Genomic DNA, 24,293 nt, shown 5'->3' on the forward strand with positions numbered 1-24,293 from the left:
ATCATTCACGGGAGTCAGGCATGAGTGTGCACAAGCCCAAGGCAGGTTCCCTGCCCTTCGATGAAAGCAAATACCTGCAGATAGGCGAAAAAGACGGCTTGCTGCGCTTCGACCATGACACGCTGCCGATTACCACGCGCCTGCCCTTGCCAGGCATCATGATCTTCGTGCATGGCGTGAATTCCGATGGCGAATGGTATGACGAGGCGGAAACTGGTTTGTGCGCGGGATTGAATGCGCGCTTGCACCGGCGCGTACACGATGCCGGGCGTGGCGCCCAGGAAGGCATTGCCATGACGCCGGCCCGCTATCTGAAACAGCTGACGCGCGACGGTTTCATTAACCCGCTGATGAAACCCAGAACCTTCATGGAAGGCGATGGCTATTCGCCCGTGATCCGCTTTCGCTGGGGCTATGCAGCCAATGATATCGAGTTGCAGACGTATGGCGACGGCATATTCCTGAACGAACAGAATTACTGGGGCGGCGGACCGTTCGCCAATGGCTGCACTTCGCTGCCGGACCTGTGGAGCGAAGGCCTGTCGGACCAGCTGTTCCTGTGGATGCAGATCCAGCACATGAATCCGACCAATGACCGGCAGGTGTACGCCTGCCCGCCACGCCCGTATTTCGTGCTGGCCGCCTACCGCCTGGCCCGGCTGATCGAGGCCATCCGGAAAAAGCAGGCCGATGTGCCGATCACCATCGTGTGCCATAGCCAGGGCAATATGGTCAGCATGGCAGCGGCCTTCCTGGGCGAACGCCTGCCCAAGGTGGCTGATTCCCAAGGCAGGCTGTGGCCTTGCATTGCCGACAATTATGTGTTGTGCAATCCACCCTACAGCGTGGTGGAAGACAACATGGCGGAGAACTGGACGTCGTCGAACCTGAAAGCGGCCGATGGCAGCACGGGCCGCCAGACGGCCGCGGCGCGCATCGACACGCTGGCGGCCTTCTTTGCCCTCATCGGCGAGCGGCGCGCCGCACAATGGCCGGCCGAAAAAATCGACCAGGCCATGAGCAGTGCGCACCACCCATTCAAGGCGCAGCACGATATTGACAGTTATGGCGTGCGGGGCGCGACCGTGGGACGCGTGACCCTGTATTGCAATCCGCACGACCAGGTGATCTCGTCCCTGACGGTGCAAGGCATCGGCTGGCGCGGCCTGGCCGGCCCAGTGCTGGACAAGAATGGCCTGCCAAAGAAAGACCGCCAGGGCAAGCTCGACCCCGGCGAAATCGCCAGGGCAGGCGGCGAGGGAGTATTTACCCAGCGCGTGTTTGCCGAGGGTTTTCCTGTCGGCGTAAAAGGCGCGTACGACTACTGGGGTGATCACCGTCCTGCCATTGATTTTGGCAGCGACCATTTCTGGAATCCGCCTTCCATGATTTCCACCTATAGCGTGGAAAAGGGGGTGGAAGCGCAAGAGAACTGGCTGTTCCAGATACTCACCGTGGCGTTTGCGCCCATCGCCATCGTGGCCACCACCTTGATGCGCAAGCGTATCAATGCCTCGCCCGACAAGTACTGGAAAATCCCGCTGGAAGCGCCCGACCTGCCAGAGAGCTTCTTTCCGCAGGCGAAGTTATTTGGCGCTATCTGCCCCAGTTTCGACATGGGACTGCATCCGCATGGCTGGAATCGCAACAAGGATGCCGCCCATCCGGCGGGGGACCCGTTCCATGGCGAGCGCGAGCTGTCGATACCGCGCGGCGGCCTGCATGGCGAAAAACAGCGCACCGATGCCGCGCGCGGCAACGAGGAGAGCGAAGCGGCCCTGCAATACGAATACCACGCCTCCCTGCGCATGATGGCCAAGCGCGAAGGCAAGGTCGGGAAAGACAAACAAGTCACGGAAGAAGACCGTCCCGAGACGGCGAGCGCGCAATACACGGCATGGCGCCAGCGGAAAATCCAGGCGGGCCTGGCCGGCAACGTGGGCACCTATGCCACCGATCACTCCACCATCCTGACCAACAGCGAGCATTCCAGAAAGGCGCTTGCGTATGACGTGGCCGTGGGCTGTTGCCATCTGCTGGAAACGGATTTGCGGGAGTTGAGGACGATGGCGGATTGGCGGTTTCTTGAAGGACGGTTAGATAATAAAGATATGAAAATCTTTCATAGATATTTCGCAAAAGGAGATTTGGAGGGAAAAACAGTTATTGATTGGAGTAGATATTCTACAGAAGGATCCATTCCGGAAAAAATAAAAAATTTCCGAGAAAATAAATAAATACAAATATTTCAATATTTTTGTATTTTATTTTTCAATGATGAAAGATTTGTCATGGTAAAAAAATACTTATTATCTGCAATCACTTCGATCATGGCGACAATGGGAGTGTCTGCCAGTACAGTTGTTCATGAATTCCCTATCGGAAATGCTAAATTGGGAGTGCCAGATGTTGATGAGAAATTTATTGCGCAGGTTGTCGGTGTGCAATGGTTGAATCCTTTGCAACGTCAAGATTATTCGACGGAATGGCAGCTTTTATGGACGTTGGGGAAAGTTCGTCCGAATAAGAAAGATGACATGTTGGAGCTATATCCGGAGATTTTTTCAAAAATCAGGTTTGTTTCAGATATTTCACAAGTAGAAAAAAGTAAGAGTAATTTTAGTAATTTTCACTATTCTTATGTTTCAAATATGATATTGAGATTTCATGGAGTCTATTTTTCCAACCCCACCTATTTTTATAACGCCCACGACTTCAAACACAAAAAAGGCTGGAATGAGTTGGCGGGTATCCACGTCGAATACGCGGTGCCCGCAGTGCGCTTTGACCCTATTCAGGCAGGCGAGGCACTGCGCGAAGAAATCATCGATACTTTTTCCATCGGGAATCCAAGTTTCCCCAACTCCTGGACCAAGTCCACCCCGCCCGACGTGCGCGTGACGGCCGGCGGCGCGAATGCCGGTTTTATCTCTCTGGCCGCCGCCCTCGATTATCTGCAGGCGCATCCGAAGGAAACGGTGTGGGTGATGAGCTGGGATGCGCCCAGTTTTCCGAAAGATGAGCAGATCAATGAAAACATGGTCTTGCTGGTATTGGCAGGTCCGAACTACAAGACGGAGCGCGATGCGCTGGCGTGGATAGGCTATCCGGCCACGCAGCAGGTCGGTGCCTTTACGGCGCAGAAGGGCTTGCCGCCGCCCACGGTGCAGGCGTGGCAGGCGACCCTGGCGCAGGCGGCAGGCAACGGGCGCAAGAGCGAGGTGGATATCGGCTATGTGATCCACGACGCGCACAACACGCATCCGGCCTCGTCGGACCGCATCGGCCACCTGGCGCAGACCTTGACGATGGAATTGCCGGCCTTCGATTTCCTCCGGCAGACCTTCAACCCCCCGGCCTTGCTGGGCGAAATGGGCGCCGCCACGGCCTTGACCAACGTGGCGCTGGGCATTGCGCAGGCGAATCACTTTGGTGAGAACGTGCTGGTGGCGGGCACCAGCGACGCGGCTCAGACGACCGGCGTGCTGATCTTGCCGCCGGCTAAGGTGCGGCCGATCGACCCCGTGAAACCATGGTTCCGCGCGCGCGGCGGCGGCAATGCCTATCTGATGTGGTGGGGCATCCGCCATGCCTGGGCCACCTTGGATGCGGGGCAGTTCAATGAGCAGGGATATTCGAAGTAATCGATGGTAAAAGCTCAGGCATGGCGCACCTGCGCCGCCTGGGCCGGCATGTCCTGCGCCATGCGCGCCAGGATGCGCTGCAGCATGGCCGCATCGTGGGGCAGGCGTGCCGCGAAGGCTGGCCAGCCGTGCAGCTCCAGCTGTTGCGGCATGTCCACCAGGCCCGTGATGGCGTCCCAGAACGCATCCCAGTTCATGCCGTAGAAGGAAGGGAAACCCAGCGTGGCCGCCAGCGCCGCGTGCAGCTGGCGCGGCGTATTGATCTCGCTCAAATCGATTGTCACAAGGGTTTGCCTGTTCACAGTATGCCTTTGAGCAGGTTCTGCAGGTTTTGCCGCATGCCGCCCACCACAGACGCGTGCTGCTCCAGGATGGCGGGCGCATCCTTGAATGGTGCCGGGTCGAGGTACAGGCGCGGCAAGTCGGCCACGGCCACGCCGCGCGGGCCGCCGCGCAGGATCTCGTCCACGTGCTTGTTGATCGAGCCGATGGCCGCCTGGATGCGCGGCGTGGAAGATGCCGCCAGACAGGCGGCCAGCGCGGCGTCGAGTTCGGCGCGCGCGGGCGCCTGCGGCAGCACGGGGGCGGCGATCTGTTCCAGCGGCGACATGTTGACGGCTGGCTTGCGGTAGGCCAGCAGGGTATCGAGCGCCATCAGCCGGTGTGCGCTGCCCCGTTGCAGCCAATCAACGATTTGCGGCCAGGGCGTGTCCAGCAGGGCCGCCGCCACGCCCCATTGCCCGGCCACGGGCGAGCCGACATTGGCCTCTAGCCAGGCGATGGCGGCCGGATTGCCCGTGTAGGCCAGCAGGATGGCGTTCGACGAGCGCAGCATGGGTGCCTGCGTGGCGAGGATGGCGCTCAGCCAGGCGAGGGCGCCATCGGGCGGCTGCCTCGATAACTGTTCTGCAAATGGGGCGCTCAGGGCGCGGCTGTCGGAAAATTGATATTCGTCGGACATGTTGAGCGATTTGGCGAGTAATACGATGTTAGGGCGATTCGATATGCGAACCAGCTATCCCATGGGCAGGGTTGTCCCATGGACAGGATGCTGCGTCCCGGCCGAGTTGGCTGCTACTGTTCCGATTTTTGGCAGCGTGCGGAAAATTGCAAGGCGATGCTGTTTTCAAACGGGGAATTGAATTCGCCCTTTACCTGCGTCAAGTTGCCGGTAAAGCGCATGGTCAGCGGGCCGCTGCTTGGCCCCGCGTCATACGTGCAAGACAAGCTGTCGCCGCTTTGCCGGCAGCCGTAGAAATTACTCGCCTTGCCGCGCCCGTCAATGATGTGGGTGCCTTGCGCGCCGTGCCGGTCGGGGGCGTCGAAGCTGAGTTCAATCGTGTGCTCCTCCTGATCAGGGGGAATCTGTATGTTGCCCGTGCAGGTAAAGCCCGCCATCCTTTCCGCGATGCTATCTGGGCGCTGCGTTGCCGCCGCAGGGGTGGCGTTGGCGCAGGCTGCGCCGAGCAGGGTAGCAACGAGCAAGCATGGGTGCGCGATGAGGCGGAACAGGTCTGTTTTCATAAGCCAGGAGGTGGGGAGGTGGGAAACCATGCGCCAGTCTAGCAGCCGGCGCGGCGCGCACGGTTCGGAATCTTGTCATTTATAAACATTTAAGACGGCCTTCAGTGCGGGCGGCCCCGCTTGCGCTACAATCGGCTCTCCTTTGTTGCCACTGCCGCGTGCGGTTCTCCCCTGTCACTATGTTCCCTAAACGCCTGACCCTGCTTGCCCTGGCCGCCTTCGTGCTGGCCGGCTGCGATACCACCGCCCCGAAACCCGTACAAGTATTGACGCCGCCGGAACCCGTCGTCGCTCCTCGCAAGATCAGGATCGGCCTGGCCCTGGGCGGCGGCGCGGCGCGCGGCTTTGCGCATATCGGCGTGATCAAGGCGCTCGAATCGCAGGGCATCCACGCCGACATCGTCACCGGCACCAGCGCCGGCAGCGTCGTGGGCGCCCTGTATGCGGCGGGCAACTCCGGCTTCGCCTTGCAAAAGATGGCCTTCGACATGGACGAGGCGGCCATTTCCGACTGGGCCTTGCCCCTGTTCGGCAAGTCGTCCGGCGTGCTGAAGGGCGAGGCGCTGCAAAGTTATGTCAACAAGGCCGTCGGCGGCGTGCCGCTGGAAAAACTCAAGATTCCATTCGGCGTCGTGGCAACCGATTTGAAAAATGGCCAGCCGATTCTGTTTCAGCGTGGCAACACCGGCATGGCCGTGCGCGCCTCGTCGGCCGTGCCGGGCGTGTTCCAGCCCGTGACCATAGCCGGCCACACCTATGTCGATGGCGGCCTGGTCGCCCCCGTGCCCGTGCGCTTTGCGCGCGACATGGGCGCCGACTTCATCATTGCCGTGAATATCTCGTCGCAAACGGATGCGCAAAAGGCCATCAGCTCGATGGAAGTGCTGATGCAGACGTTCGCCATCATGGGCCAGCGCATCAACCAGTTTGAACTGAAAGATGCGGACGTGGTGATCCAGCCCAGCCTGGGCACCATGAAAGGCAACGATTTCAACAGCCGCAACCAGGCCATCCTGGCGGGCGAGCAGGCGACGTTTGCCGTCATGGCGCAGCTTAAGCAAAAGCTGAAGGCCAAACGCGAGCAGTAAGCAGTGGTTTCACCGCGCATTTCGTATACAATTTTGCTTCAACATAACAAGGATGCACCATGCAATCGAAACCGATTTTGACCCTGGACGACGTAAAGAAAATCGCTGCCGCCGCCGAAGCGGAAGCGGTCAAGAATAACTGGGCGGTCACGATCGCCATCGTCGACGACGGCGGCCACCTGCTGTGGCTGCAGCGCATGGACGGCGTGGCGCCGATCTCGTCGCACATTGCCCCGTCGAAAGCCAAGACGGCCGCCCTGGGCCGCCGCGAATCGCGCATCTATGAAGAGATGATCAACGGCGGCCGCGTGTCGTTCCTGAGCGCCCCGGAAATCGACGGCTTGCTCGAAGGCGGCGTGCCCATCGTGTACGACGGCCACTACGTGGGCGCCGTCGGCGTCTCGGGCGTCAAGTCGGCGGAAGATGCGCAAATCGCCAAAGCCGGTATCGCCGCCTTGGTGTGATGGGCACCTGGCCAAACCTACTGCGCGGCGCGCCTTGCGGCCGGCGATGCTCGCCGTACTTTAGTACGGTTGCGCTTCTCGGCCACAAATCACTGCCGCTCGCTACGGTTTTGCCAGGTGCCGTGACGTCAACTGTGATTTGTGTGATTTAAGTAATAACCGCAATTGTGTATTCAGAAGAATGAACTAGCCGCTCCGCGCAAGCCGGGCGGCTTTTTTCATGGGGCGCCGATTTTATGTTGCTGCGCAAAAAAATGCCGGGCCTTCTGTATTTTCTTCCTTGTGGAAAAGCTTCCTTTTGGTTATAATTCAAAGGTTTAGCCAATCACACATATACCGTAGCGACTACCCATCCCCTCATTCAAAATGACCGTTGAAACGCCCTGAGTGCATGCAGCTCGGGTATCTAGGCGGTCGGTCTGACGTGGCGCAGCTACGGTAACTTTATCAGGAGTTGCCCTTGCCGCCATTTTTTTCTGGCCCTGCCGTTCCAGCCATATTAGCGCTTGCTGATGGAACGATCTTTAAAGGTTTTTCGATCGGCGCCGCCGGTCATACCACGGGCGAGGTTGTGTTCAACACCTCGATGACCGGGTATCAGGAAATCCTTACCGACCCAAGCTATTGCCGCCAGATGGTCACCCTGACCTATCCCCATATCGGCAATACGGGCGTCAATCCGGAAGATGTCGAATCTTCCAAGATTCACGCCGCTGGCCTCATCATCCGCGATCTGCCATTGCTGGCATCCAATTTCCGTTCCACCCTTTCCCTGTCCGACTACCTGAAAGCTGAAAATATCGTCGCCATCGCCGGCATCGATACACGCAAGCTCACGCGCATCCTGCGTGAAAAAGGCGCGCAGGGCGGCGCCATCCTCGTCGGCACGCAAGGCAATGAGCCGTCTTCCGCGCAAGCGCTGGAACTGGCCCGCTCCTTCCCCGGCCTGGCCGGCATGGACCTGGCCAAGGTGGTATCGAGCAAGGCCGCCTACGAGTACCGCGAAACGGAATGGACCTTGGGCGAAGGCTATGGCCAGCTGCTTGACGCCGACGCGAAATACCATGTGGTCGCCTTCGACTACGGCGTCAAGCGCAATATCCTGCGCATGCTGACGGCGCGCGGCTGCAAAGTCACCGTGCTGCCGGCGCAGGCGACGGCGGCCGACGCCCTGGCGCTGAATCCGGACGGCATATTCCTGTCGAACGGCCCCGGCGACCCGGAACCGTGCGACTACGCCATCGCGGCGACCAAGGAGCTGATCGAGAAGGGCATCCCGACCTTCGGCATCTGCCTCGGCCACCAGATCATGGCGCTCGCTTCCGGCGCGAAGACGCTGAAGATGAAGTTCGGCCACCACGGCGCCAACCACCCGGTGCAAGACCTGGAAACGAAACAGGTCTTGATTACCTCGCAAAACCACGGTTTCGCCGTTGACGCGGCAACCTTGCCCGCGAATTGCCGCGTAACCCATGAATCGCTGTTCGACGGCTCCCTGCAGGGCTTTGCCCGCACGGACAAGCCGGCCTTCTGCTTCCAGGGCCACCCTGAAGCGTCGCCGGGCCCGATGGATGTTGCTTACCTGTTTGACCGCTTCATCAACTTGATGGCTGCGGAGGAGAAAAAGAAAAATGCCTAAACGTTTAGATATCAAAAGTATTCTGATTATTGGCGCCGGCCCGATCGTCATCGGCCAGGCCTGCGAATTCGATTATTCCGGCGCGCAAGCGTGCAAGGCCCTGCGCGAAGAGGGCTACAAAGTCATCCTGGTCAACAGCAATCCTGCGACCATCATGACCGATCCGGAAATGGCCGATGTGACCTATATCGAACCGATCACCTGGTCGGTCGTTGAGCGCATCATCGCCAAGGAGCGTCCGGACGCCATCCTGCCGACGATGGGCGGCCAGACGGCGCTGAACTGCGCGCTGGACCTGTTCAACAATGGCGTGCTGGCAAAATACAACGTCGAACTGATCGGCGCCTCGCCGGAAGCCATCGACAAGGCGGAAGACCGTGCCAAGTTCAAGGACGCGATGACCAAGATCGGCCTCGGTTCGGCACGCTCGGGCGTGGCGCACTCGATGGAAGAATCGTGGGCCGTGCAGCGCACCTTGGGCTTCCCGACCATCATCCGTCCATCGTTCACCATGGGCGGCTCCGGCGGCGGCATCGCGTACAACGAAGAAGAATTCGAAACCATCTGCAAGCGCGGCCTGGAAGCATCGCCGACGAAAGAGCTGCTGATCGAAGAATCGTTGCTGGGCTGGAAAGAGTACGAGATGGAAGTGGTGCGCGACAAGGCGGACAACTGCATCATCATCTGCTCGATCGAAAACCTCGACCCGATGGGCGTGCACACGGGCGACTCCATCACGGTGGCGCCAGCGCAAACGCTGACGGACAAGGAATACCAGATCATGCGCAATGCCAGTCTGGCAGTGCTGCGCGAGATCGGCGTCGACACGGGCGGTTCGAACGTGCAATTTTCGATCAACCCCGTCGATGGCCGCATGATCGTCATCGAGATGAACCCGCGCGTGTCGCGTTCGTCGGCACTGGCATCGAAAGCGACGGGTTTCCCGATTGCCAAGATCGCCGCCAAGCTGGCCGTCGGTTTCACCCTGGATGAGCTGCGCAATGAAATCACGGGCGGCGCCACGCCGGCCTCGTTCGAACCGTCGATCGATTACGTCGTCACGAAGATCCCCCGTTTCACGTTCGAGAAATTCCCGACGGCCGACGACCACCTGACGACGCAGATGAAATCCGTCGGCGAAGTGATGGCCATCGGCCGTACCTTCCAGGAATCGTTCCAGAAAGCCTTGCGCGGCCTGGAAGTGGGCGTGGACGGCATGAACGAAAAGACCAAGGACCGCGAGAAGATCGAAGAGGAGCTGGGCGAGCCCGGTCCCGAGCGCATCTGGTACGTGGGCGACGCGTTTGCCCAGGGCTTTACCCTGGAAGAAGTGCACCAGCTGACCAAGATCGACCCATGGTTCCTGATCCAGATCAAGGAAATCGTCGACCTGGAACTGTGGCTGGACACGCAGAAGCTGGAAAACCTGGACAAGAACACCCTGTACAAGCTGAAACAGAAGGGCTTCTCGGACCGCCGCCTGGGCTTTTTGCTGCAAACGACCGACACGGCCGTGCGCCAGCAGCGCCATGCGCTGAACATCCGTCCCGTCTACAAGCGCGTCGACACTTGCGCAGCGGAATTCTCGACCGACACGGCGTACATGTATTCCACGTACGACGAAGAGTGCGAGTCGAATCCGACCGACAAGAAAAAGATCATGGTGCTGGGCGGTGGCCCGAACCGTATCGGCCAGGGCATCGAGTTTGACTATTGCTGCGTCCACGCGGCCCTCGCCATGCGCGAAGACGGCTACGAGACCATCATGGTCAATTGCAACCCGGAAACGGTTTCCACCGACTACGATACTTCGGACCGCCTGTACTTCGAGTCGCTGACGCTGGAAGACGTGCTGGAAATCGTCGCCATCGAAAAACCGGTGGGCGTGATCGTGCAGTACGGCGGCCAGACGCCATTGAAACTGGCGCTGGACCTGGAAGCGAACGGCGTGCCCATCATCGGCACCTCGCCCGACATGATCGACGCGGCCGAAGACCGCGAGCGTTTCCAGCAGATGCTGCACACGCTGGAACTGCGCCAGCCGCCTAACCGCACGGCGCGCACGGAAGCCGACGCTTTGGCGCTGGCGCAGGAAATCGGCTACCCGCTGGTCGTGCGTCCATCGTACGTGCTGGGCGGGCGCGCCATGGAAATCGTCCACGAGCAGCGCGACCTCGAGCGCTACATGCGCGAAGCCGTCAAGGTTTCGCACGATTCGCCCGTGCTGCTGGACCGCTTCCTGAACGACGCCATCGAGTGCGACGTCGATTGCATCTCCGACGGCGAAACGACGTTCATCGGCGGCGTGATGGAACACATCGAACAGGCCGGCGTCCATTCGGGCGACTCGGCTTGCTCCTTGCCGCCGTATTCGCTGGCAGCGGAAACCATTGAAGAACTGAAGCGCCAGACGGCGCTGATGGCCAAGGGTTTGAACGTGGTCGGCCTGATGAACGTGCAATTTGCTATCCAGAAACAGGAGATCGACGGCCAGCTGAAAGACGTCGTCTTCGTGCTGGAAGTCAATCCACGCGCGTCGCGCACCGTGCCTTTCGTGTCGAAAGCCACCGGTCTGCAGCTGGCGAAGATCGCCGCCCGCTGCATGGTCGGCCAGTCGCTGGCCTCGCAAGGCATCACGCAGGAAGTCGTGCCGCCATATTTCAGCGTCAAGGAAGCCGTGTTCCCGTTCGTCAAGTTCCCGGGCGTGGACACCATCCTCGGCCCTGAAATGAAGTCGACGGGCGAAGTCATGGGCGTGGGCCTGACGTTCGGCGAAGCGTTTGTGAAATCGCAACTGGGCGCCGGCGTGAACCTGCCAAAATCGGGCAAGGTCTTCATCAGCGTGAAAGCGTCGGACAAGCCGCGCGCCGTGCAAGTGGCGCGCGACCTGGTCGAGTCCGGCTTCACCGTGGTCGCCACCAAGGGCACGGCTGCCGTGATCGCGGCTGCCGGCATCGCCGTCACGCCGGTGAACAAGGTGATCGAGGGCCGTCCGCACGTGGTCGACATGATCAAGAACCATGAAATCGTGCTGGTGATCAACACCGTGGAAGAAAAACGCAGCGCCATCGTCGATTCGCGGGCCATCCGCACCTCGGCCCTGGCGTCGCGCGTGACGACCTACACCACCATCGCCGGCGCGGAAGCGGCCGTCGAAGGCATCCGCCATCTGGATGAGTTGCGCGTCTACGATCTGCAAGGCCTGCACAAGACCCTGCAGCAGGCTTAATAGTCCGCGTGTCATTTGCAGTGGCCGCCGTTAGGCGGTACACTGCATGCTTATCAACCACAGAGTTCCGTGCAGAGCAGCGCGCGGCCTCTGTGGTTTTCACTTGGTAAGTCCGTTCAGCGTGACAAAACACGGCAACGGCGCCGATAACTAGCAGATAGTAGAGATAACATGACCTCAGTCCCATTGACCAAATACGGCGCAGAACTCCTGAAGGAAGAGCTGCATCATTTGAAGACCAAGGAACGCCGCATCGTCATCGATGCGATCGCCGAAGCGCGTTCGCACGGAGATTTGTCGGAAAACGCCGAGTACGATGCCGCCAAGGAACGCCAGGCCTTCGTCGAAGGCCGCATCGCCGAGCTCGAAGGCAAGCTGGGTGCAGCGCAAATCATCGACCCGACCGCGCTGGACGCGGAAGGCCGCGTGGTGTTTGCCTCGACCGTGAACCTGGAAGACCTGGAATCGGGCCAGAAAGTCACGTACCAGATCGTCGGCCTCGATGAAGCCGACCTGAAAATGAACAAGGTTTCCGTGACGTCGCCGATCGCCCGCGCGCTGATCGGCAAGTACGCCGGCGACGTGGTGGAAGTGCAGGCGCCGTCCGGCCCGCGCGAATACGAAATCCTGGAAGTGCTGTACATCTGATGCTGACGCGCCTGCGCATCCTCGTTGCCACCCTGTGGGCGGGCAGCCTGTGGACCATCGGCTTCGTCGTGGCGCCGACCCTGTTCGGCACCTTGAGCGACCGCGTGCTGGCAGGCAATATCGCCGGCAGCATGTTCCGCGCCGAGGCGTGGCTGTCCTTCGCCTGTGCGCTGGTACTGCTGGCCCTGCTGCAGTGGTGCCCCGGCGCGCTGGAAGCGAAGCGCCGGCGCCTGCTGGGCGCGCTGGTGCTGTCCATGCTGGTGTGCGCGCTGCTCAGCCATTTCGGCATCACGCCGCTGATGGCCGAACTCAAGGCGCAAGCGCCAGCGGGCATCATGGACGAGACCATGCGCAGCCGCTTCGGCATGCTGCATGGCGTGTCGACCCTGATCTTTGCCGTGCAGAGCCTGCTGGCGGGCGTGTTAATCTGGAAACAGCAGTAAAGTGTTAACTGCCGGGGCAGTCTCTTTGAGCGTGGATTCCATCCCATCGGGACGGAATCCCCCGCCGGGTCTGCCCCCAAAAAAAAGCGGAGCAGGGGATATCCCGTGCTCCGCTTCTTGTTTCAAGCCCGGCCGCCTTGCGGTGGCCGGGTGAACAGGCTTACTTGCTGCCCAGTGCGCTTTTCTTGGCGCTTTTCTGACGTGGCTTGGCACGCTTGATGGAACCGCCTTCGGTAACGCGTTCATTGCCCTTGATCATGACTTTCGTCACGCTGGGGCGCTTGGTGCCGCTGGCGCTGGCCTTGACGATGGTCACTTCGCGCATGCCTTTGCCGGCGCTGACCTTCTCTTTAACCACTTCTTTTTTCGGACGGTAGATTACCAGCAGTTTGCCTATATGTTGTACCGGGGCGGCGCCGAGATTGCCGCAAATCGTATCGTACATTCCAACGCGGGCTTCGCGGTCGTCGCCGAACACGCGGACTTTAATCAGGCCGTGCGAATCCAGGCCCAGGTCGATCTCTTTGAGGACAGCAGGTGTCAAGCCCGCTTCGCCAATGATGACGATAGGCTTCAGCGCGTGTGCTTCGGCGCGCAGTGCGCTGCGCTCTACGGGTGTAAGTTTTAGCATAATAATATTTAGTAATTCCCTTAAAAGCAGTATTCTACGCGAATGGCAAAGAAGAAATTAAACAAAAACTGGTTGCACGACCACATAAATGATCCTTATGTGAAGTTGGCGCAAAAAGAGGGCTACCGCGCCCGGGCAGCATACAAGCTCAAAGAAATCGATGAAGACGAAAAACTGATCAAACCTGGCCAGGTGATTGTCGACCTGGGCTGCACTCCCGGCAGCTGGGCCCAGTACACGCGGCGCAAGCTGGCCGGCAAGGACGGCGGCGGGGTCAATGGTACCCTGATTGGCCTGGACATGCTGGAAATGGAGCCGATCGCCGATTTCCACTTCATCCAGGGCGACTTCCGCGAAGCGCGCGTGCTGCGCCAGCTGGAGGTGGTGTTGCAAGGACGCAAGGTTGACCTGGTCCTGTCGGACATGGCGCCCAACCTGTCGGGCATCGCCACGGCGGACGCCGCGCGCATGGAGCATCTGATCGACCTGGCCATCGAATTTTCGCAATTGCATTTGAAGCCATCGGGCGTATTGCTGGTGAAATGCTTTAAAGACATGGGTTTCAGCCAGATCGTGGAGAAATTCCGCGCCGAATTCAAGGTCGTGGTGCAGAAAAAGCCCAAGGCCAGCCGCGATAAATCATCGGAAATCTTCCTGATGGGACGCGGAATCAAGAATCCGCTGAAAAATGCCGTTGAAGAAGATGATTCCGCCCTTGATATTTAAGGCGGAATCCGCACATGGGAACGAGAAGTGCGGTAGAGGCAGTGGTGGAAAAGCCTGAATTGTTTATACTGCATTTTTTTGCGTGAACGCGGTTTTTTCGCGCGCACGGATCGGCGGGCTTTGGCACGGCCCGCTTATTGCGAGTAAAATCGTGTTTCTAGCTATAGGTAAAGAGATGCGCACTGCATCCAAGGAGTCTTCGTGAATAACATGTTTTCCAAATCTGCCATCTGGGTAGTCGTATTGCTGCTGTTGTTCATGCTGTTCAAGCAATTCGAAAGTCATGGCTCCACAGGCGGCAGCAAGGCCATCGCTTATTCCGACTTGCTGGATGAAGTCAAAGCCAAGCGCGTCAAGGATGTCGTCATCGAAGGGTCGACGATCACCGCCAAGCTGATGGACGACACCAAGGTGCGTACCACCGCGACCAGCCTCGACAAGGGTCTGATCGGCGACCTGCGCGACAATGGCGTGCATTTCGATGTGCGTCCGCCCGAGGAAGCGTCGTTCCTGCAAACTATTTTTGTTTCCTGGTTCCCCATGCTGCTGTTGATCGGCGTCTGGGTCTTCTTCATGCGTCAGATGCAGGGCGGCGGCAAGGGCGGGGCATTCTCGTTCGGCAAGTCGAAGGCGCGCATGATGGATGAAGCCAGCAACACCGTTACCTTCGCCGACGTCGCCGGTTGCGACGAAGCGAAAGAGGAAGTCAACGAAGTGGTCGACTTCCTCAAGGACCCGAGCAAATTCCAGAAACTGGGCGGCCGCATTCCCCGCGGCGTGCTGATGGTCGGCCCGCCGGGCACGGGTAAAACCCTGCTGGCGCGCGCCATCGCCGGCGAAGCCAAGGTGCCGTTCTTCTCGATTTCCGGTTCCGACTTCGTGGAAATGTTCGTCGGCGTGGGCGCCTCCCGCGTGCGCGACATGTTTGAAAACGCGAAAAAGCACTCGCCTTGCATCATCTTCATCGACGAGATCGACGCTGTGGGCCGTCACCGCGGCGCCGGCATGGGCGGCGGCAATGACGAGCGCGAGCAGACCTTGAACCAGCTGCTGGTCGAGATGGACGGTTTTGAAGCGAACTCCGGCGTGATCGTCGTGGCCGCCACCAACCGCGCCGACGTGCTCGACAAAGCCTTGCTGCGTCCGGGCCGTTTCGACCGCCAGGTCTCCGTCGGCTTGCCCGATATCCGCGGCCGCGAACAGATCTTGAACGTGCACATGCGCAAAGTACCTATCGGTACCGACGTGAAAGCCGATATCCTGGCCCGCGGCACCCCCGGCTTCTCGGGCGCTGACCTGGCCAACCTGGTCAACGAGGCAGCCCTGTTTGCCGCCCGCCGCAGCAAGCGCCTGGTGGAAATGATCGACTTCGAAGACGCGAAAGACAAGATCTACATGGGTCCCGAGCGTAAATCGATGATCATCCGCGAGGAAGAGCGCCGCAATACGGCTTACCACGAGTCCGGTCACGCCGTCGTCGCCAAGCTGCTGCCGAAGGCCGATCCCGTGCACAAAGTGACGATCATGCCGCGCGGCTGGGCCCTGGGCCTGACCTGGCAGTTGCCGGAACACGACAATCTGTCCGCCTACAAGGACAAGATGCTGGAAGAAATTTCCATCCTGTTCGGCGGCCGCATCGCCGAAGAGATTTTCGTGGGGCAAATGTCCACCGGTGCTTCGAACGACTTCTCGCGCGCCACCAAGCTGGCCCGTTCCATGGTGACCCGCTTCGGCATGTCCGACAGCATGGGCGTGATGGTCTACGAAGACAGTGAAAACGAAGGTTTCTTCGGTGGCGCCACCAAGACCATCTCGGAAGCGACCCAGCAAAAGGTCGACGCGGAAATCCGCAGCATTCTCGACAAGCAATACGCGCTGTCGCGCAAGTTGCTCGAAGAGAACCGCGACAAGGTCGAAGTCATGACCAAGGCCTTGCTGGAGTGGGAAACCATTGATGCAGAGCAAATCAATGACATCATGGCCGGCCTGGAGCCGCGTCCGCCGAAAGTCATTCCGCCACGCCGCAATGCGGGCGACAGCGGTTCGGGCGGCATCTCGCCGAACGCGACGGCGCCAGCCTGATAGCGGCCGCCCCTTGACCGGTGGCGCGCTGTAAAAAAGGGTAAGGAGCAATCCTTGCCCTTTTTCGTTCCCGCGCCGGTTTTTCCTGATGACAAAAAAGAGTTACATGCGACACTATTTGCAATTCGGCCGCTTCGGCTTCAACCTGTCCGGCACGCAAGCGCTGGTGATGGGCATCCTGAACATCACGCCCGATTCGTTTTCCGATGCGGGCCAGTACCAGCACCTGGAGTTTGCCCTGTCACGCGCCGAGCAGATGATGCTCGATGGCGCCGACATCATCGACATCGGCGGCGAATCGAGCCGTCCCGGCGCGCCGCCGCTGCCGCTGCACGATGAGTTGCAGCGCGTCATGCCGGTGCTGTACGCCTTGCGCGATTGCGGCAAGCCCCTGTCCGTCGACACCTACAAGCCGCAAGTGATGCGCGAAGCCATCCTGGCGGGCGCCGACATGATCAACGATATCAACGGTTTCCGCGCTCCGGGCGCCATCGAGGCCGTGCGGGACAGCGACTGCGCGCTGTGCATCATGCACATGCAAAGCGTGCCGCAAACCATGCAGGACCAGCCGCAATACGAAGACGTGGTGGGCGAAGTCATCGCCTTCCTGCAGGAGCGCGTCGAAACGATGACGGCGGCCGGCATCGACCGCGAGCGTCTGTGCATCGACCCCGGCTTCGGTTTCGGCAAGACGGTGGAGCAGAATTACGCCTTGCTGCGGGCCACGCGCCGGCTGCGCAGCGAACTGGGCTTGCCCGTGCTGGCCGGCCTGTCGCGCAAGTCGATGGTGGGCGCCGTTACGGGCCGCCCCGTCGAGCAGCGCCTGGCCGGCAGCCTTGCCGGCGCACTTGCTGCGGTAGCGCAAGGTGCGGAAATTGTCCGTGTGCATGATGTAGCGGAAACGGTCGATGCCCTGAAGGTCTGGCGCGCAGCGCACTGAGCCTGTAAGATTCATTATAAACAACAAAAAGAGAAATTTATGACCCGGAAATATTTTGGTACCGATGGCATTCGCGGCCTCGTGGGCGCCGCCCCGATCACGCCTGACTTCGTCATGCGCCTCGGCTATGCGGCCGGCAAGGTGCTGGCCAAATCGCAGGGAAGCAAGACGCGGCCGACTGTGCTGATCGGCAAGGACACGCGCATTTCCGGCTACATGCTGGAAGCGGCGCTGGAGGCGGGCCTGTCGGCCGCCGGCGTGGATGTGATGCTGGCCGGCCCCATGCCGACTCCGGCCATCGCCTACCTGACGCGCGCGCTGCGCCTGTCGGCCGGCGTGGTCATTTCCGCTTCGCACAATCCCTACCATGACAATGGCATCAAGTTCTTTTCCGGCCAGGGCACCAAGTTGCCTGACAGCATGGAACTGGAAATCGAGGCGGCGCTGGACGAGCCCATGGACTGCGTGCCGTCGGACAAGCTGGGCCGCGCCAAGCGCCTCGACGATGCCCAGGGCCGCTACATCGAGTTTTGCAAGAGCACCTTCCCCAATGAGCTGGACTTGCACGGCCTGAAGATCGTCGTCGATTGCGCGCACGGCGCCGCCTACCATATCGCGCCCCACGTCTTCCACGAACTGGGCGCGGAAGTCATCGCCATCGGCAACAAGCCGGACGGCTTCAACATCAATGCGGGCTTCGGCGCCACGGCAACGGCCGCCATGGCTGCCGCCGTCGTCGAGCACGGCGCCGACCTGGGCATCGCGCTCGACGGCGACGCCGACCGCCTGATCATGTGCGACGCCACGGGCCGCCTGTATAACGGCGATGAGTTGTTGTACGTCATGGTCAAGGACCGCCTGGCAACGGGCCCCGTGGCCGGCGCCGTGGGCACCCTGATGACCAATATGGCGCTGGAGGTGCTGTTCAAGCAGCAGGGCATCGGCTTTGCGCGCGCCAAGGTGGGCGACCGCTATGTGCTGGAAGTCATGAAGGAAAAGGGCTGGATACTGGGTGGCGAAGGTTCCGGCCATCTGCTGTGCCTGGACAAGCACACGACGGGGGACGGCATCGTTTCCGCGTTGCAAGTGTTGTCCGCGCTCAAGCGCAGTGGTCTCGGCCTGCAGCAATGCCTGGCGGAACTGGTGCTGTTCCCGCAAACCCTGATCAATGTGCGCGTGGCGCCCGGTTTCAACTGGCAGCAGAACGCCGCCATGGTGGCCGAGAAAGAGCAGGTCGAGGCCGAGCTGGGCGACACGGGCCGCGTGCTGATCCGCGCCTCGGGCACGGAACCGCTGATCCGCGTGATGGTGGAGGCGAAGGAGAAGGAAAAGGCCGAGTCGATGGCGCGCCGCATCGCCGACAAGCTTGGCGCCTGATGGCGCGCAGGGCAGCCTTGCCCTGATCGTTTTCAGCAAGCGCCCAAGCGGGAGCGATAGTTATTTCCAGCTAATTCGTCTATGGCAATTGACGAAATTGTGGGGAAGCGTTATTATCTTGTCTTCGGAGTGTGGCGCAGCCCGGTAGCGCACCTGGTTTGGGACCAGGGGGTCCAAGGTTCGAATCCTTGTACTCCGACCAAAGTCATAAGCGGGCTGTCAGAAATGACAGCCCGTTTTCTATTCCGCGCAGGCATTTCATTGCTGGCGCGCATGGATTAAAATACTGCACCTTTCCGCCCATCGTTCAACGGATAGGACAACGGTCTTCTAAACCGTGAATGGGGGTTCGATTCCCTCTGGGCGGACCAGCTCTTGCTGGCCCTGCACGCGGCACCTTGCCGCATTGCCATCTCTTCTGCAGCAGCCCATGTCACGGCTGCGCGCACAGCACCACGCTCAGCAAATACAGCAACGGCACCGCGCACAGCAGCGCAGATAATACCGATACCATTTTCTTGCTGGCCAGCCTGGCCAGGCGCAGCCGTTCCCGCGCGGGCAGATGCTGGCGGATCACGCTGCGCGCGCGTGGCTGAAACGGTTGTTCGTGCATGAAATCTCCCTCGTCGACAGATGCCTGATGCCATCGAGCATAGCGAGGGGGATCTAAAAATGGTGTAAACAGTGGGCCTGGCGCCGCAAGCGCGGCGTAAACAGGCCACCGGCGGTGAAGGCGGCAGCGGGCGCGGGCGCTGCCGCACCGCTGCCGTTGTGATGCGGATGGTGCGGCTTACTTTCCCTGGCGGCGGCGTGCCAGGAAGCCCAGCATGCCCAGGCCGGCGAGCAGCATGGCGTAGGTTTCAGGTTCCGGCACGGCGGAAATGAAGGCCCTGTAGTTGCTCAGGTCCTTGGGCAGGCCCGCCACATTGAAGGTGGTGCCGGCAGCCAAAGGAGCGGCCCAGTGGAACACCAGTTCGCCCTGGCCGAAGTGGATGGCCAGGTAGTCATAGGCGGCCGCGCTCGTATACGAATTGACGCCGCCGCTCAAGCCTGCCGTGGTGCCGGCAGTGCAGCCCGAGGTGGCGTTGTCGCAATACGAGACGGCGGGGCCCAGGCTGGTGCCAAAGACGCCATTGATATAGCCCTGGATATCCGATGGGCTTTGCGGCACCAGATTATCGTCATAATATTTCACCTGCAGCGCCGGCGATGGCGTATAGGTGACGGTGCTGCCGGCGATGACGAAACCGCTGGCCGGCCCCACGTCGACCCAGGTGGCCGCTTGCGCCGCACTTGCCAGTACGGTCATTGCGGCCAGCATGGATGCCTTGACGGCAATGCTCTTTATGCTTTCCATGAAAATCCCCTTTGTTGAAGACAGTCGCTTCTAGTATTGGGACGCGCCCCTGCCTGCCGGGGGATATCATCCCATTGCCCGTTTTACCTATCTTGTTAGCTATTTGCTGTGCGTAGAGAGTACGCAAATGAAAGCTTACTCTTGATGCAAATTAATACAATTTAAATAATACTATTGGTTCAGTTGACAACATCGCATACGGCTATGTATGGCTGTGCTAGCGATAGCCAACATGAGTGGAGGAAATGGCGTGACAAGGCAAGCCGCTTGTGCTAGCGGCTTGCCGGATGGGGGGCGGGGAGGGCGGGGCGGACTTCAGTCGCTGTTGTTGCTGACGCCAAACAGGCGATCCTTGGCGTTGAGCAGCTTTTGTACCTTGGCACCCATTTTCATCAGCTGCGCCATCGATTCGGGCGACAGCCGCTGCAAGTCGTCGAACCAGGTGTTGGCCAGGTCGACCAGTTCATACATTTCGCGCATGCGTTCCTGTGCATATTGATCCACGGGTTCCGTGGCCGGCGCCAGCAGCGATTCGCGCAGCACCGTCAGGGTGGGCGCCACTTCGCGGCGGCGGCGCTCGGCGGCCACGACGCGGAAGATCTGCCACACGTCGCCCAGCGAGGAAAAATACTCGCGCCGGTCGCCGGGGATGCGCGATTGGCGGATCAGGCCCCAGCCCTGCAGTTCCTTCAGGCCGATGCTCACGTTCGAGCGCGAAAAACTCAGGTGCTCCGCGATTTCATCCGCGTGCAGGGGATGCTCCGCGACAAACAACAAGGCGTACACTTGCCCCACCGTGCGGTTAAAGCCCCAGCGGCTGCCCATCTCGCCGAAATGGCTGACGAAGGTGAGGATCAGCGGCGTCATTTGGATATTTTGAGTTTTCATAATTATCTGAATTTTTTCACGCCAAACCGCCCCGGTCAATTGATATATGTCATGTTTCGCAGTATTATACAAAAAATCGAATTTACAGAAAATTCTGAAAACTCAAAAAGTATAAGATGCCAACCACGCCCCTGACCTTGCCCCGCTTTGTCCTGCCCCGCGCCGCCAGCCTCGTGCAGGGCGGCGCGGCCCTGCTGTGGCTGCCCCAGGCGGCGTTGCTGGCCTGGGCCCTGCAAGCCATGCTGGGCGGTGCGCCCTGGCGCGCGGCCCTGCTGCCGGCGGCCGGCGTGCTGCTGCTGGGCGTGCTGCGCGCCTGGGGCGAGGCATGGGGGGCGCGGCGCATGTACGCGGCGGCCCGGGCCCACCTGTCGACCCTGCGCGCGCAAGTGGCGCAGGCGCTGGCGCGCCGTTCGCCGCTGGACCGCCGGCGCGCCCAGTCGGGGCAGGCGGCCAGCGTCATCGCCGAGCAGGCCGAAGCCATCGTGCCCTACCTGGTGCGCTACAGGCCGGCGCGCTGGAAGGTGATGACCGTGCCTTTCGTGATCCTCGCCGTCGTGACGCCGCTGTCGTGGATCGCCGCGCTGATCCTGCTCATCGCCGCGCCCCTGATCCCCGTCTTCATGGCCCTCGTGGGCATGGGCGCGCAGGCGGCCAGCCGCGCGCAGATGGTGGAAATGGGCAGCATGAACGCCTTTCTGCTGGACCGTTTGCGCGGCCTGGCCACCCTGCGCGCGCTGGGCGCCGTCGACGCCACGGCCGCGCGGCTGGACGCCTCGTCGCAATCCGTGCGCCGGCGCACGATGGTGGTGCTGCGCATCGCCTTTTTGTCGTCGGCCGTGCTGGAACTGTTTTCCGCGCTGGGCGTGGCCATGGTGGCCGCCTTCATCGGTTTCTCCTTGCTGGGCAGCCTCCATTTCGGCACCTGGGGCCGTGAACTGACGCTGGGGCAGGGCATGTTCATCCTGCTGCTGGCGCCCGCGTTTTTCGAGCCGCTGCGCGAGCTGGCCGCCGTCTGGCATGACAAGGCGGCCGGCGAAGCGGGCCTGGCCGGATTGAGCGACCTGGCCGAAGGCGGCGTGGCCTTGCCCGGCGCCGGCGTGGCAACGGCTGCCGTGTCCGCCGCCGCCATGGCGGTGGCGCCGGCGCCCGCGATTGACATCCATCAATTGTCTTTTGCCCATCCCGGCGAAGCGCCCGTGTTCGACGGTTTTGACTTGACCGTGCGCGCCGGCGAGCACGTGGCCCTGCTGGGCGCCAGCGGCGCCGGCAAGACCACCTTGCTGTCCCTGCTGGCCGGCCTGCTGCCCGCCAGCGGCGGCGAGATCCGCATCGGCGGCGTGCGCCTGACTGACAGTACCGTCAATACCCTGCGCCAGCGCATGGCCTGGATGGGCCAGCGCCCGCACGTGTTTGCCGCGTCCGTCAGCCAGAACGTCACGCTGGGCCGCAGCGGCGCCGGCGGCGGCCCCGCGCAGGTGACGCAGGCGCTGCACCTGGCCGACCTGGCCGGCGTGGCCCAGGCGCAGCCGGCCGTCATGCTCAGCGATGGCGGCCAGGGCCTGTCGGGCGGCGAAGCCGTGCGTCTGGCGCTGGCCCGCGTGGCCCTGCACCCGCATGCGGATCTGCTGCTCGTCGATGAACCGACGGCCCACCTGGACAGCGAAACGGCGGCGCGCGTCACCGACGCCCTGCTGGCCCTGGCGCAAGGCAAGACCATGCTCGTCGCCACGCACGACCCCGTGCTGGCCGGCCGGCTGCAGCGCGCGGTGCAGGTCGATGCGCCGGCGCAGGCACTGGAGCAGGAACAGCCGGCATGAAAACTTCCCTCATGCTGCACCCCGTCCTGCGGCAGCTGCTGCTGGCACAGCCGGGTAAATTGATCGCCGGCGCCGTGCTGGCGGCGCTGACGGTGGTGGCCGGCATGGCCCTGCTGGGCTTGTCCGGCTGGTTTATTACCGCCACCTCGATCGCCGGCCTGCACGCGTCCACGGCCATCGTGTTTGACGTCTTCGGCCCGTCGGCCGGCATCCGCCTGCTGGCCATCGGCCGCACGGGTTCGCGCTATGCGGAGCGCCTCGTCACGCACGACGCCACGTTTGCCGCGCTGGCGGCCATCCGCGTGCAGCTGTTTCGCGGCTGGTCGCGTCCCGAGGCGGCGGGCCGCTTGCTGCGCCAGCCCGCCAGGCTGCTGTTCCGCCTGACGGCCGACATCGACGCCCTCGAAGCGCTGTATTTGCGCCTGCTGGTGCCCGCTTTTTCCGCCCTGTGCGCGGCCTTGCTGGCCGGCGTGGCGCTGGGCGTGATGCAGTGGCAGCTGGGCGTCGGCCTGGCGCTGTGGCTGCTGGCCGCCGGCGGCGGCATCGGCTGGGTGGTGGCGCGGCGCGCGCGCCGGCCCGCCATCGTGCGCTCGCGCGCCATCGAAAAATTGCGTTCCGGCGCCATCGACCTGCTGGCGGGGCAGACGGACCTGGTGATGGCGGGCCGCATCGACGCCCAGTGCGCGGCGCTAGCGCGCATCGACGCCTCGCTGGCGCAAGCCGATTTTGCCCTGCAGCGCCTGGAGACGGCGGCCGGCGCCGCCTACGGCGTGGCCGGCAGCGCGCTACTTTCCGGCGTGCTGCTGGCCGTGGCCGGGCTGGCGCAGCAGCAGGCGCTGAGCGTGCCGGCGGCGGCGCTGGCCTTGCTGGTCGCCCTGACGGCCGTGGAACCGTTCGCCGGGCTGCGCCGCGGCGCGCTGGAAGCGGGACGCATGCTGCTGGCCATGCGCCGGCTGGCGCCGCGCCTCGATGCGCGCGAAGCCGCCGCGCCGCCCGCTGACCGCGCGACTGGCCTGCGCCTGGAACGCGTCAGCGCCGCGCATGCGGGCAGCAATGTTGCAATTTTGCATGACATATCGCTGCACATGGCCGCCGGCGAGCGCGTGGCCGTGATCGGCCCCAGCGGCGCGGGCAAGTCCACCCTGCTGGCCATCGCCGCGCGCGAGCTGGCGCCGCTGTCGGGCTGCGTCAGCGCGCCGCGCGCCTGCCTGCTGACGCAGAAAACGCAATTGTTCCAGGACAGCCTGCGCGACAACCTGCGCCTGGCCGATCCGTCCGCCAGCGACGCGCAGCTGTGGCAAGCCTTGCACGCGGCCGGCCTGGACGGCGAGGTGCGGGCCTTCGCGGGCGGCCTGGACACCATGCTGGGCGAGGGCGGCCTGGGCCTGTCCGGCGGCCAGGCCCGTCGGCTGGCCCTGGCACGCCTGTTCCTGCACGAATCGACCTTGTGGCTGCTGGACGAGGCGACGGAAGCGCTCAATGCGCAGACGGCGATCGACGTGCTGCAGCGCCTGCGCGCGCGCAGCGCGGGACGGACCTTGCTGATCGCAAGCCACCTGCGGCGCGAGGCGGCGCTGGCGGACCGGCTGCTGCGCATCCGCGACGGCCGCATCGTCGAGGACGTGCGGCGCGGCACGGACGCCTTCGAGGCGGCGCTGGCGGGCTTGCGCGGGGATTGACGAAGCACAAGGGAAGAATAAGGGCGAGACAGGCGGCGCTGCCTGACCGCTTTGCAACACTGGCGCCAAAGGAACTACACCAGATAGTTGGCAAGTTAGCAAATTAAATACCAAGTT

The 24,293-nt window shown here is 61.9% G+C and carries 21 protein-coding genes and 2 tRNA genes; 16 read left to right on the plus strand and 7 right to left on the minus strand.

Features of this window, described 5'->3' with window-relative positions:
• Window positions 1-20 precede the first annotated feature (20 nt).
• Both AC07VI_RS17875 and AC07VI_RS17880 read left to right on the plus strand, forming a co-directional pair.
• Window positions 21-2,237 (plus strand): T6SS effector phospholipase Tle3 domain-containing protein, encoded by a 2,217-nt coding sequence (locus AC07VI_RS17875; RefSeq protein ID WP_492993591.1) that lies wholly within the window; start codon window positions 21-23, stop codon window positions 2,235-2,237.
• Between the two features lie 54 nt (window positions 2,238-2,291).
• Complete coding sequence (locus AC07VI_RS17880) at window positions 2,292-3,644, plus strand: hypothetical protein (protein ID WP_492993593.1); 1,353 nt, start codon at window positions 2,292-2,294, stop codon at window positions 3,642-3,644.
• Between the two features lie 14 nt (window positions 3,645-3,658).
• On the opposite strand, the gene AC07VI_RS17885 is transcribed toward AC07VI_RS17880, so the two are convergent.
• The 3 genes from AC07VI_RS17885 to AC07VI_RS17895 all read right to left on the minus strand — a co-directional run bounded on the left by AC07VI_RS17885 (window position 3,659) and on the right by AC07VI_RS17895 (window position 5,198).
• Window positions 3,659-3,928, minus strand: coding sequence for a barstar family protein (locus AC07VI_RS17885; protein ID WP_253252001.1), 270 nt, complete (start codon window positions 3,926-3,928; stop codon window positions 3,659-3,661).
• Window positions 3,929-3,942: 14 nt separating this feature from the next.
• Window positions 3,943-4,605 carry a hypothetical protein gene (locus tag AC07VI_RS17890; RefSeq protein ID WP_492993595.1) on the minus strand — a complete coding sequence of 221 codons (663 nt, stop codon included), beginning with the start codon at window positions 4,603-4,605 and terminating at the stop codon, window positions 3,943-3,945.
• Between the two features lie 113 nt (window positions 4,606-4,718).
• On the minus strand, window positions 4,719-5,198 hold the full coding sequence (locus AC07VI_RS17895) for a hypothetical protein (protein ID WP_492993597.1): 480 nt from the start codon (window positions 5,196-5,198) through the stop codon (window positions 4,719-4,721).
• Between the two features lie 149 nt (window positions 5,199-5,347).
• Between AC07VI_RS17895 and AC07VI_RS17900 the strand changes: the two genes are divergently transcribed.
• The 6 genes from AC07VI_RS17900 to AC07VI_RS17925 all read left to right on the plus strand — a co-directional run bounded on the left by AC07VI_RS17900 (window position 5,348) and on the right by AC07VI_RS17925 (window position 12,679).
• Entirely contained in the window at window positions 5,348-6,256 is a 909-nt protein-coding gene (locus AC07VI_RS17900) for a patatin-like phospholipase family protein (protein ID WP_086148231.1), read from the plus strand.
• Between the two features lie 59 nt (window positions 6,257-6,315).
• Window positions 6,316-6,720, plus strand: a complete 405-nt coding sequence (locus AC07VI_RS17905) for a GlcG/HbpS family heme-binding protein (protein WP_086148232.1) — start codon at window positions 6,316-6,318, stop codon at window positions 6,718-6,720.
• Between the two features lie 460 nt (window positions 6,721-7,180).
• The gene (carA, locus tag AC07VI_RS17910) at window positions 7,181-8,359 is read left to right on the plus strand and encodes a glutamine-hydrolyzing carbamoyl-phosphate synthase small subunit (RefSeq protein ID WP_086148383.1); all 1,179 of its coding nucleotides are present in this window, start codon (window positions 7,181-7,183) and stop codon (window positions 8,357-8,359) included.
• Window positions 8,352-11,588 carry a carbamoyl-phosphate synthase large subunit gene (gene carB / locus AC07VI_RS17915; protein WP_099419875.1) on the plus strand — a complete coding sequence of 1,079 codons (3,237 nt, stop codon included), beginning with the start codon at window positions 8,352-8,354 and terminating at the stop codon, window positions 11,586-11,588. Before carA ends, carB begins: the two co-directional genes overlap by 8 nt.
• Window positions 11,589-11,759: 171 nt before the next feature.
• The gene (greA, locus tag AC07VI_RS17920; RefSeq protein ID WP_034757428.1) at window positions 11,760-12,236 is read left to right on the plus strand and encodes a transcription elongation factor GreA; all 477 of its coding nucleotides are present in this window, start codon (window positions 11,760-11,762) and stop codon (window positions 12,234-12,236) included.
• Window positions 12,236-12,679: a DUF4149 domain-containing protein gene (locus AC07VI_RS17925; RefSeq protein ID WP_172404916.1), complete on the plus strand. Its 444-nt coding sequence runs from the start codon at window positions 12,236-12,238 to the stop codon at window positions 12,677-12,679. Before greA ends, AC07VI_RS17925 begins: the two co-directional genes overlap by 1 nt.
• Before the next feature lie 160 nt (window positions 12,680-12,839).
• Here the strand turns inward: AC07VI_RS17925 and AC07VI_RS17930 are convergent, their stop codons facing one another.
• On the minus strand, window positions 12,840-13,310 hold the full coding sequence (locus AC07VI_RS17930) for a YhbY family RNA-binding protein (protein WP_010397237.1): 471 nt from the start codon (window positions 13,308-13,310) through the stop codon (window positions 12,840-12,842).
• Window positions 13,311-13,352: 42 nt separating this feature from the next.
• Between AC07VI_RS17930 and AC07VI_RS17935 the strand changes: the two genes are divergently transcribed.
• The 6 genes from AC07VI_RS17935 to AC07VI_RS17960 all read left to right on the plus strand — a co-directional run bounded on the left by AC07VI_RS17935 (window position 13,353) and on the right by AC07VI_RS17960 (window position 18,806).
• Window positions 13,353-14,036 (plus strand): RlmE family RNA methyltransferase, encoded by a 684-nt coding sequence (locus AC07VI_RS17935; RefSeq protein WP_034757436.1) that lies wholly within the window; start codon window positions 13,353-13,355, stop codon window positions 14,034-14,036.
• Between the two features lie 201 nt (window positions 14,037-14,237).
• The gene (gene ftsH / locus AC07VI_RS17940) at window positions 14,238-16,118 is read left to right on the plus strand and encodes an ATP-dependent zinc metalloprotease FtsH (protein WP_086148380.1); all 1,881 of its coding nucleotides are present in this window, start codon (window positions 14,238-14,240) and stop codon (window positions 16,116-16,118) included.
• A 106-nt stretch (window positions 16,119-16,224) separates the two neighbouring features.
• Window positions 16,225-17,058 (plus strand): dihydropteroate synthase, encoded by an 834-nt coding sequence (gene folP, locus AC07VI_RS17945; protein ID WP_086148379.1) that lies wholly within the window; start codon window positions 16,225-16,227, stop codon window positions 17,056-17,058.
• Window positions 17,059-17,097: 39 nt separating this feature from the next.
• Window positions 17,098-18,435 (plus strand): phosphoglucosamine mutase, encoded by a 1,338-nt coding sequence (glmM, locus tag AC07VI_RS17950; protein ID WP_086148378.1) that lies wholly within the window; start codon window positions 17,098-17,100, stop codon window positions 18,433-18,435.
• Window positions 18,436-18,560: 125 nt separating this feature from the next.
• Window positions 18,561-18,637: transfer RNA gene (locus tag AC07VI_RS17955), tRNA-Pro, on the plus strand.
• A 94-nt stretch (window positions 18,638-18,731) separates the two neighbouring features.
• A tRNA-Arg gene (locus AC07VI_RS17960) sits at window positions 18,732-18,806 on the plus strand.
• Window positions 18,807-18,868: 62 nt separating this feature from the next.
• Here the strand turns inward: AC07VI_RS17960 and AC07VI_RS17965 are convergent.
• The 3 genes from AC07VI_RS17965 to AC07VI_RS17975 form a co-directional block, all read right to left on the minus strand.
• The gene (locus tag AC07VI_RS17965; RefSeq protein WP_086148377.1) at window positions 18,869-19,048 is read right to left on the minus strand and encodes a hypothetical protein; all 180 of its coding nucleotides are present in this window, start codon (window positions 19,046-19,048) and stop codon (window positions 18,869-18,871) included.
• Window positions 19,049-19,225: 177 nt separating this feature from the next.
• Window positions 19,226-19,792: a PEP-CTERM sorting domain-containing protein gene (locus tag AC07VI_RS17970; RefSeq protein ID WP_086148376.1), complete on the minus strand. Its 567-nt coding sequence runs from the start codon at window positions 19,790-19,792 to the stop codon at window positions 19,226-19,228.
• A gap of 315 nt (window positions 19,793-20,107) precedes the next feature.
• Window positions 20,108-20,659 carry a GbsR/MarR family transcriptional regulator gene (locus AC07VI_RS17975; protein ID WP_170909696.1) on the minus strand — a complete coding sequence of 184 codons (552 nt, stop codon included), beginning with the start codon at window positions 20,657-20,659 and terminating at the stop codon, window positions 20,108-20,110.
• Window positions 20,660-20,796: 137 nt separating this feature from the next.
• On the opposite strand from AC07VI_RS17975, the gene cydD reads away from it, so the two are divergent.
• Both cydD and AC07VI_RS17985 read left to right on the plus strand, forming a co-directional pair.
• On the plus strand, window positions 20,797-22,497 hold the full coding sequence (gene cydD / locus AC07VI_RS17980; RefSeq protein ID WP_099420705.1) for a thiol reductant ABC exporter subunit CydD: 1,701 nt from the start codon (window positions 20,797-20,799) through the stop codon (window positions 22,495-22,497).
• Window positions 22,494-24,176: an amino acid ABC transporter ATP-binding/permease protein gene (locus tag AC07VI_RS17985; protein ID WP_494808812.1), complete on the plus strand. Its 1,683-nt coding sequence runs from the start codon at window positions 22,494-22,496 to the stop codon at window positions 24,174-24,176. Before cydD ends, AC07VI_RS17985 begins: the two co-directional genes overlap by 4 nt.
• Window positions 24,177-24,293 lie beyond the last annotated feature (117 nt).

Source organism: Janthinobacterium sp. GW821-FHT03A03, assembly GCF_059421435.1.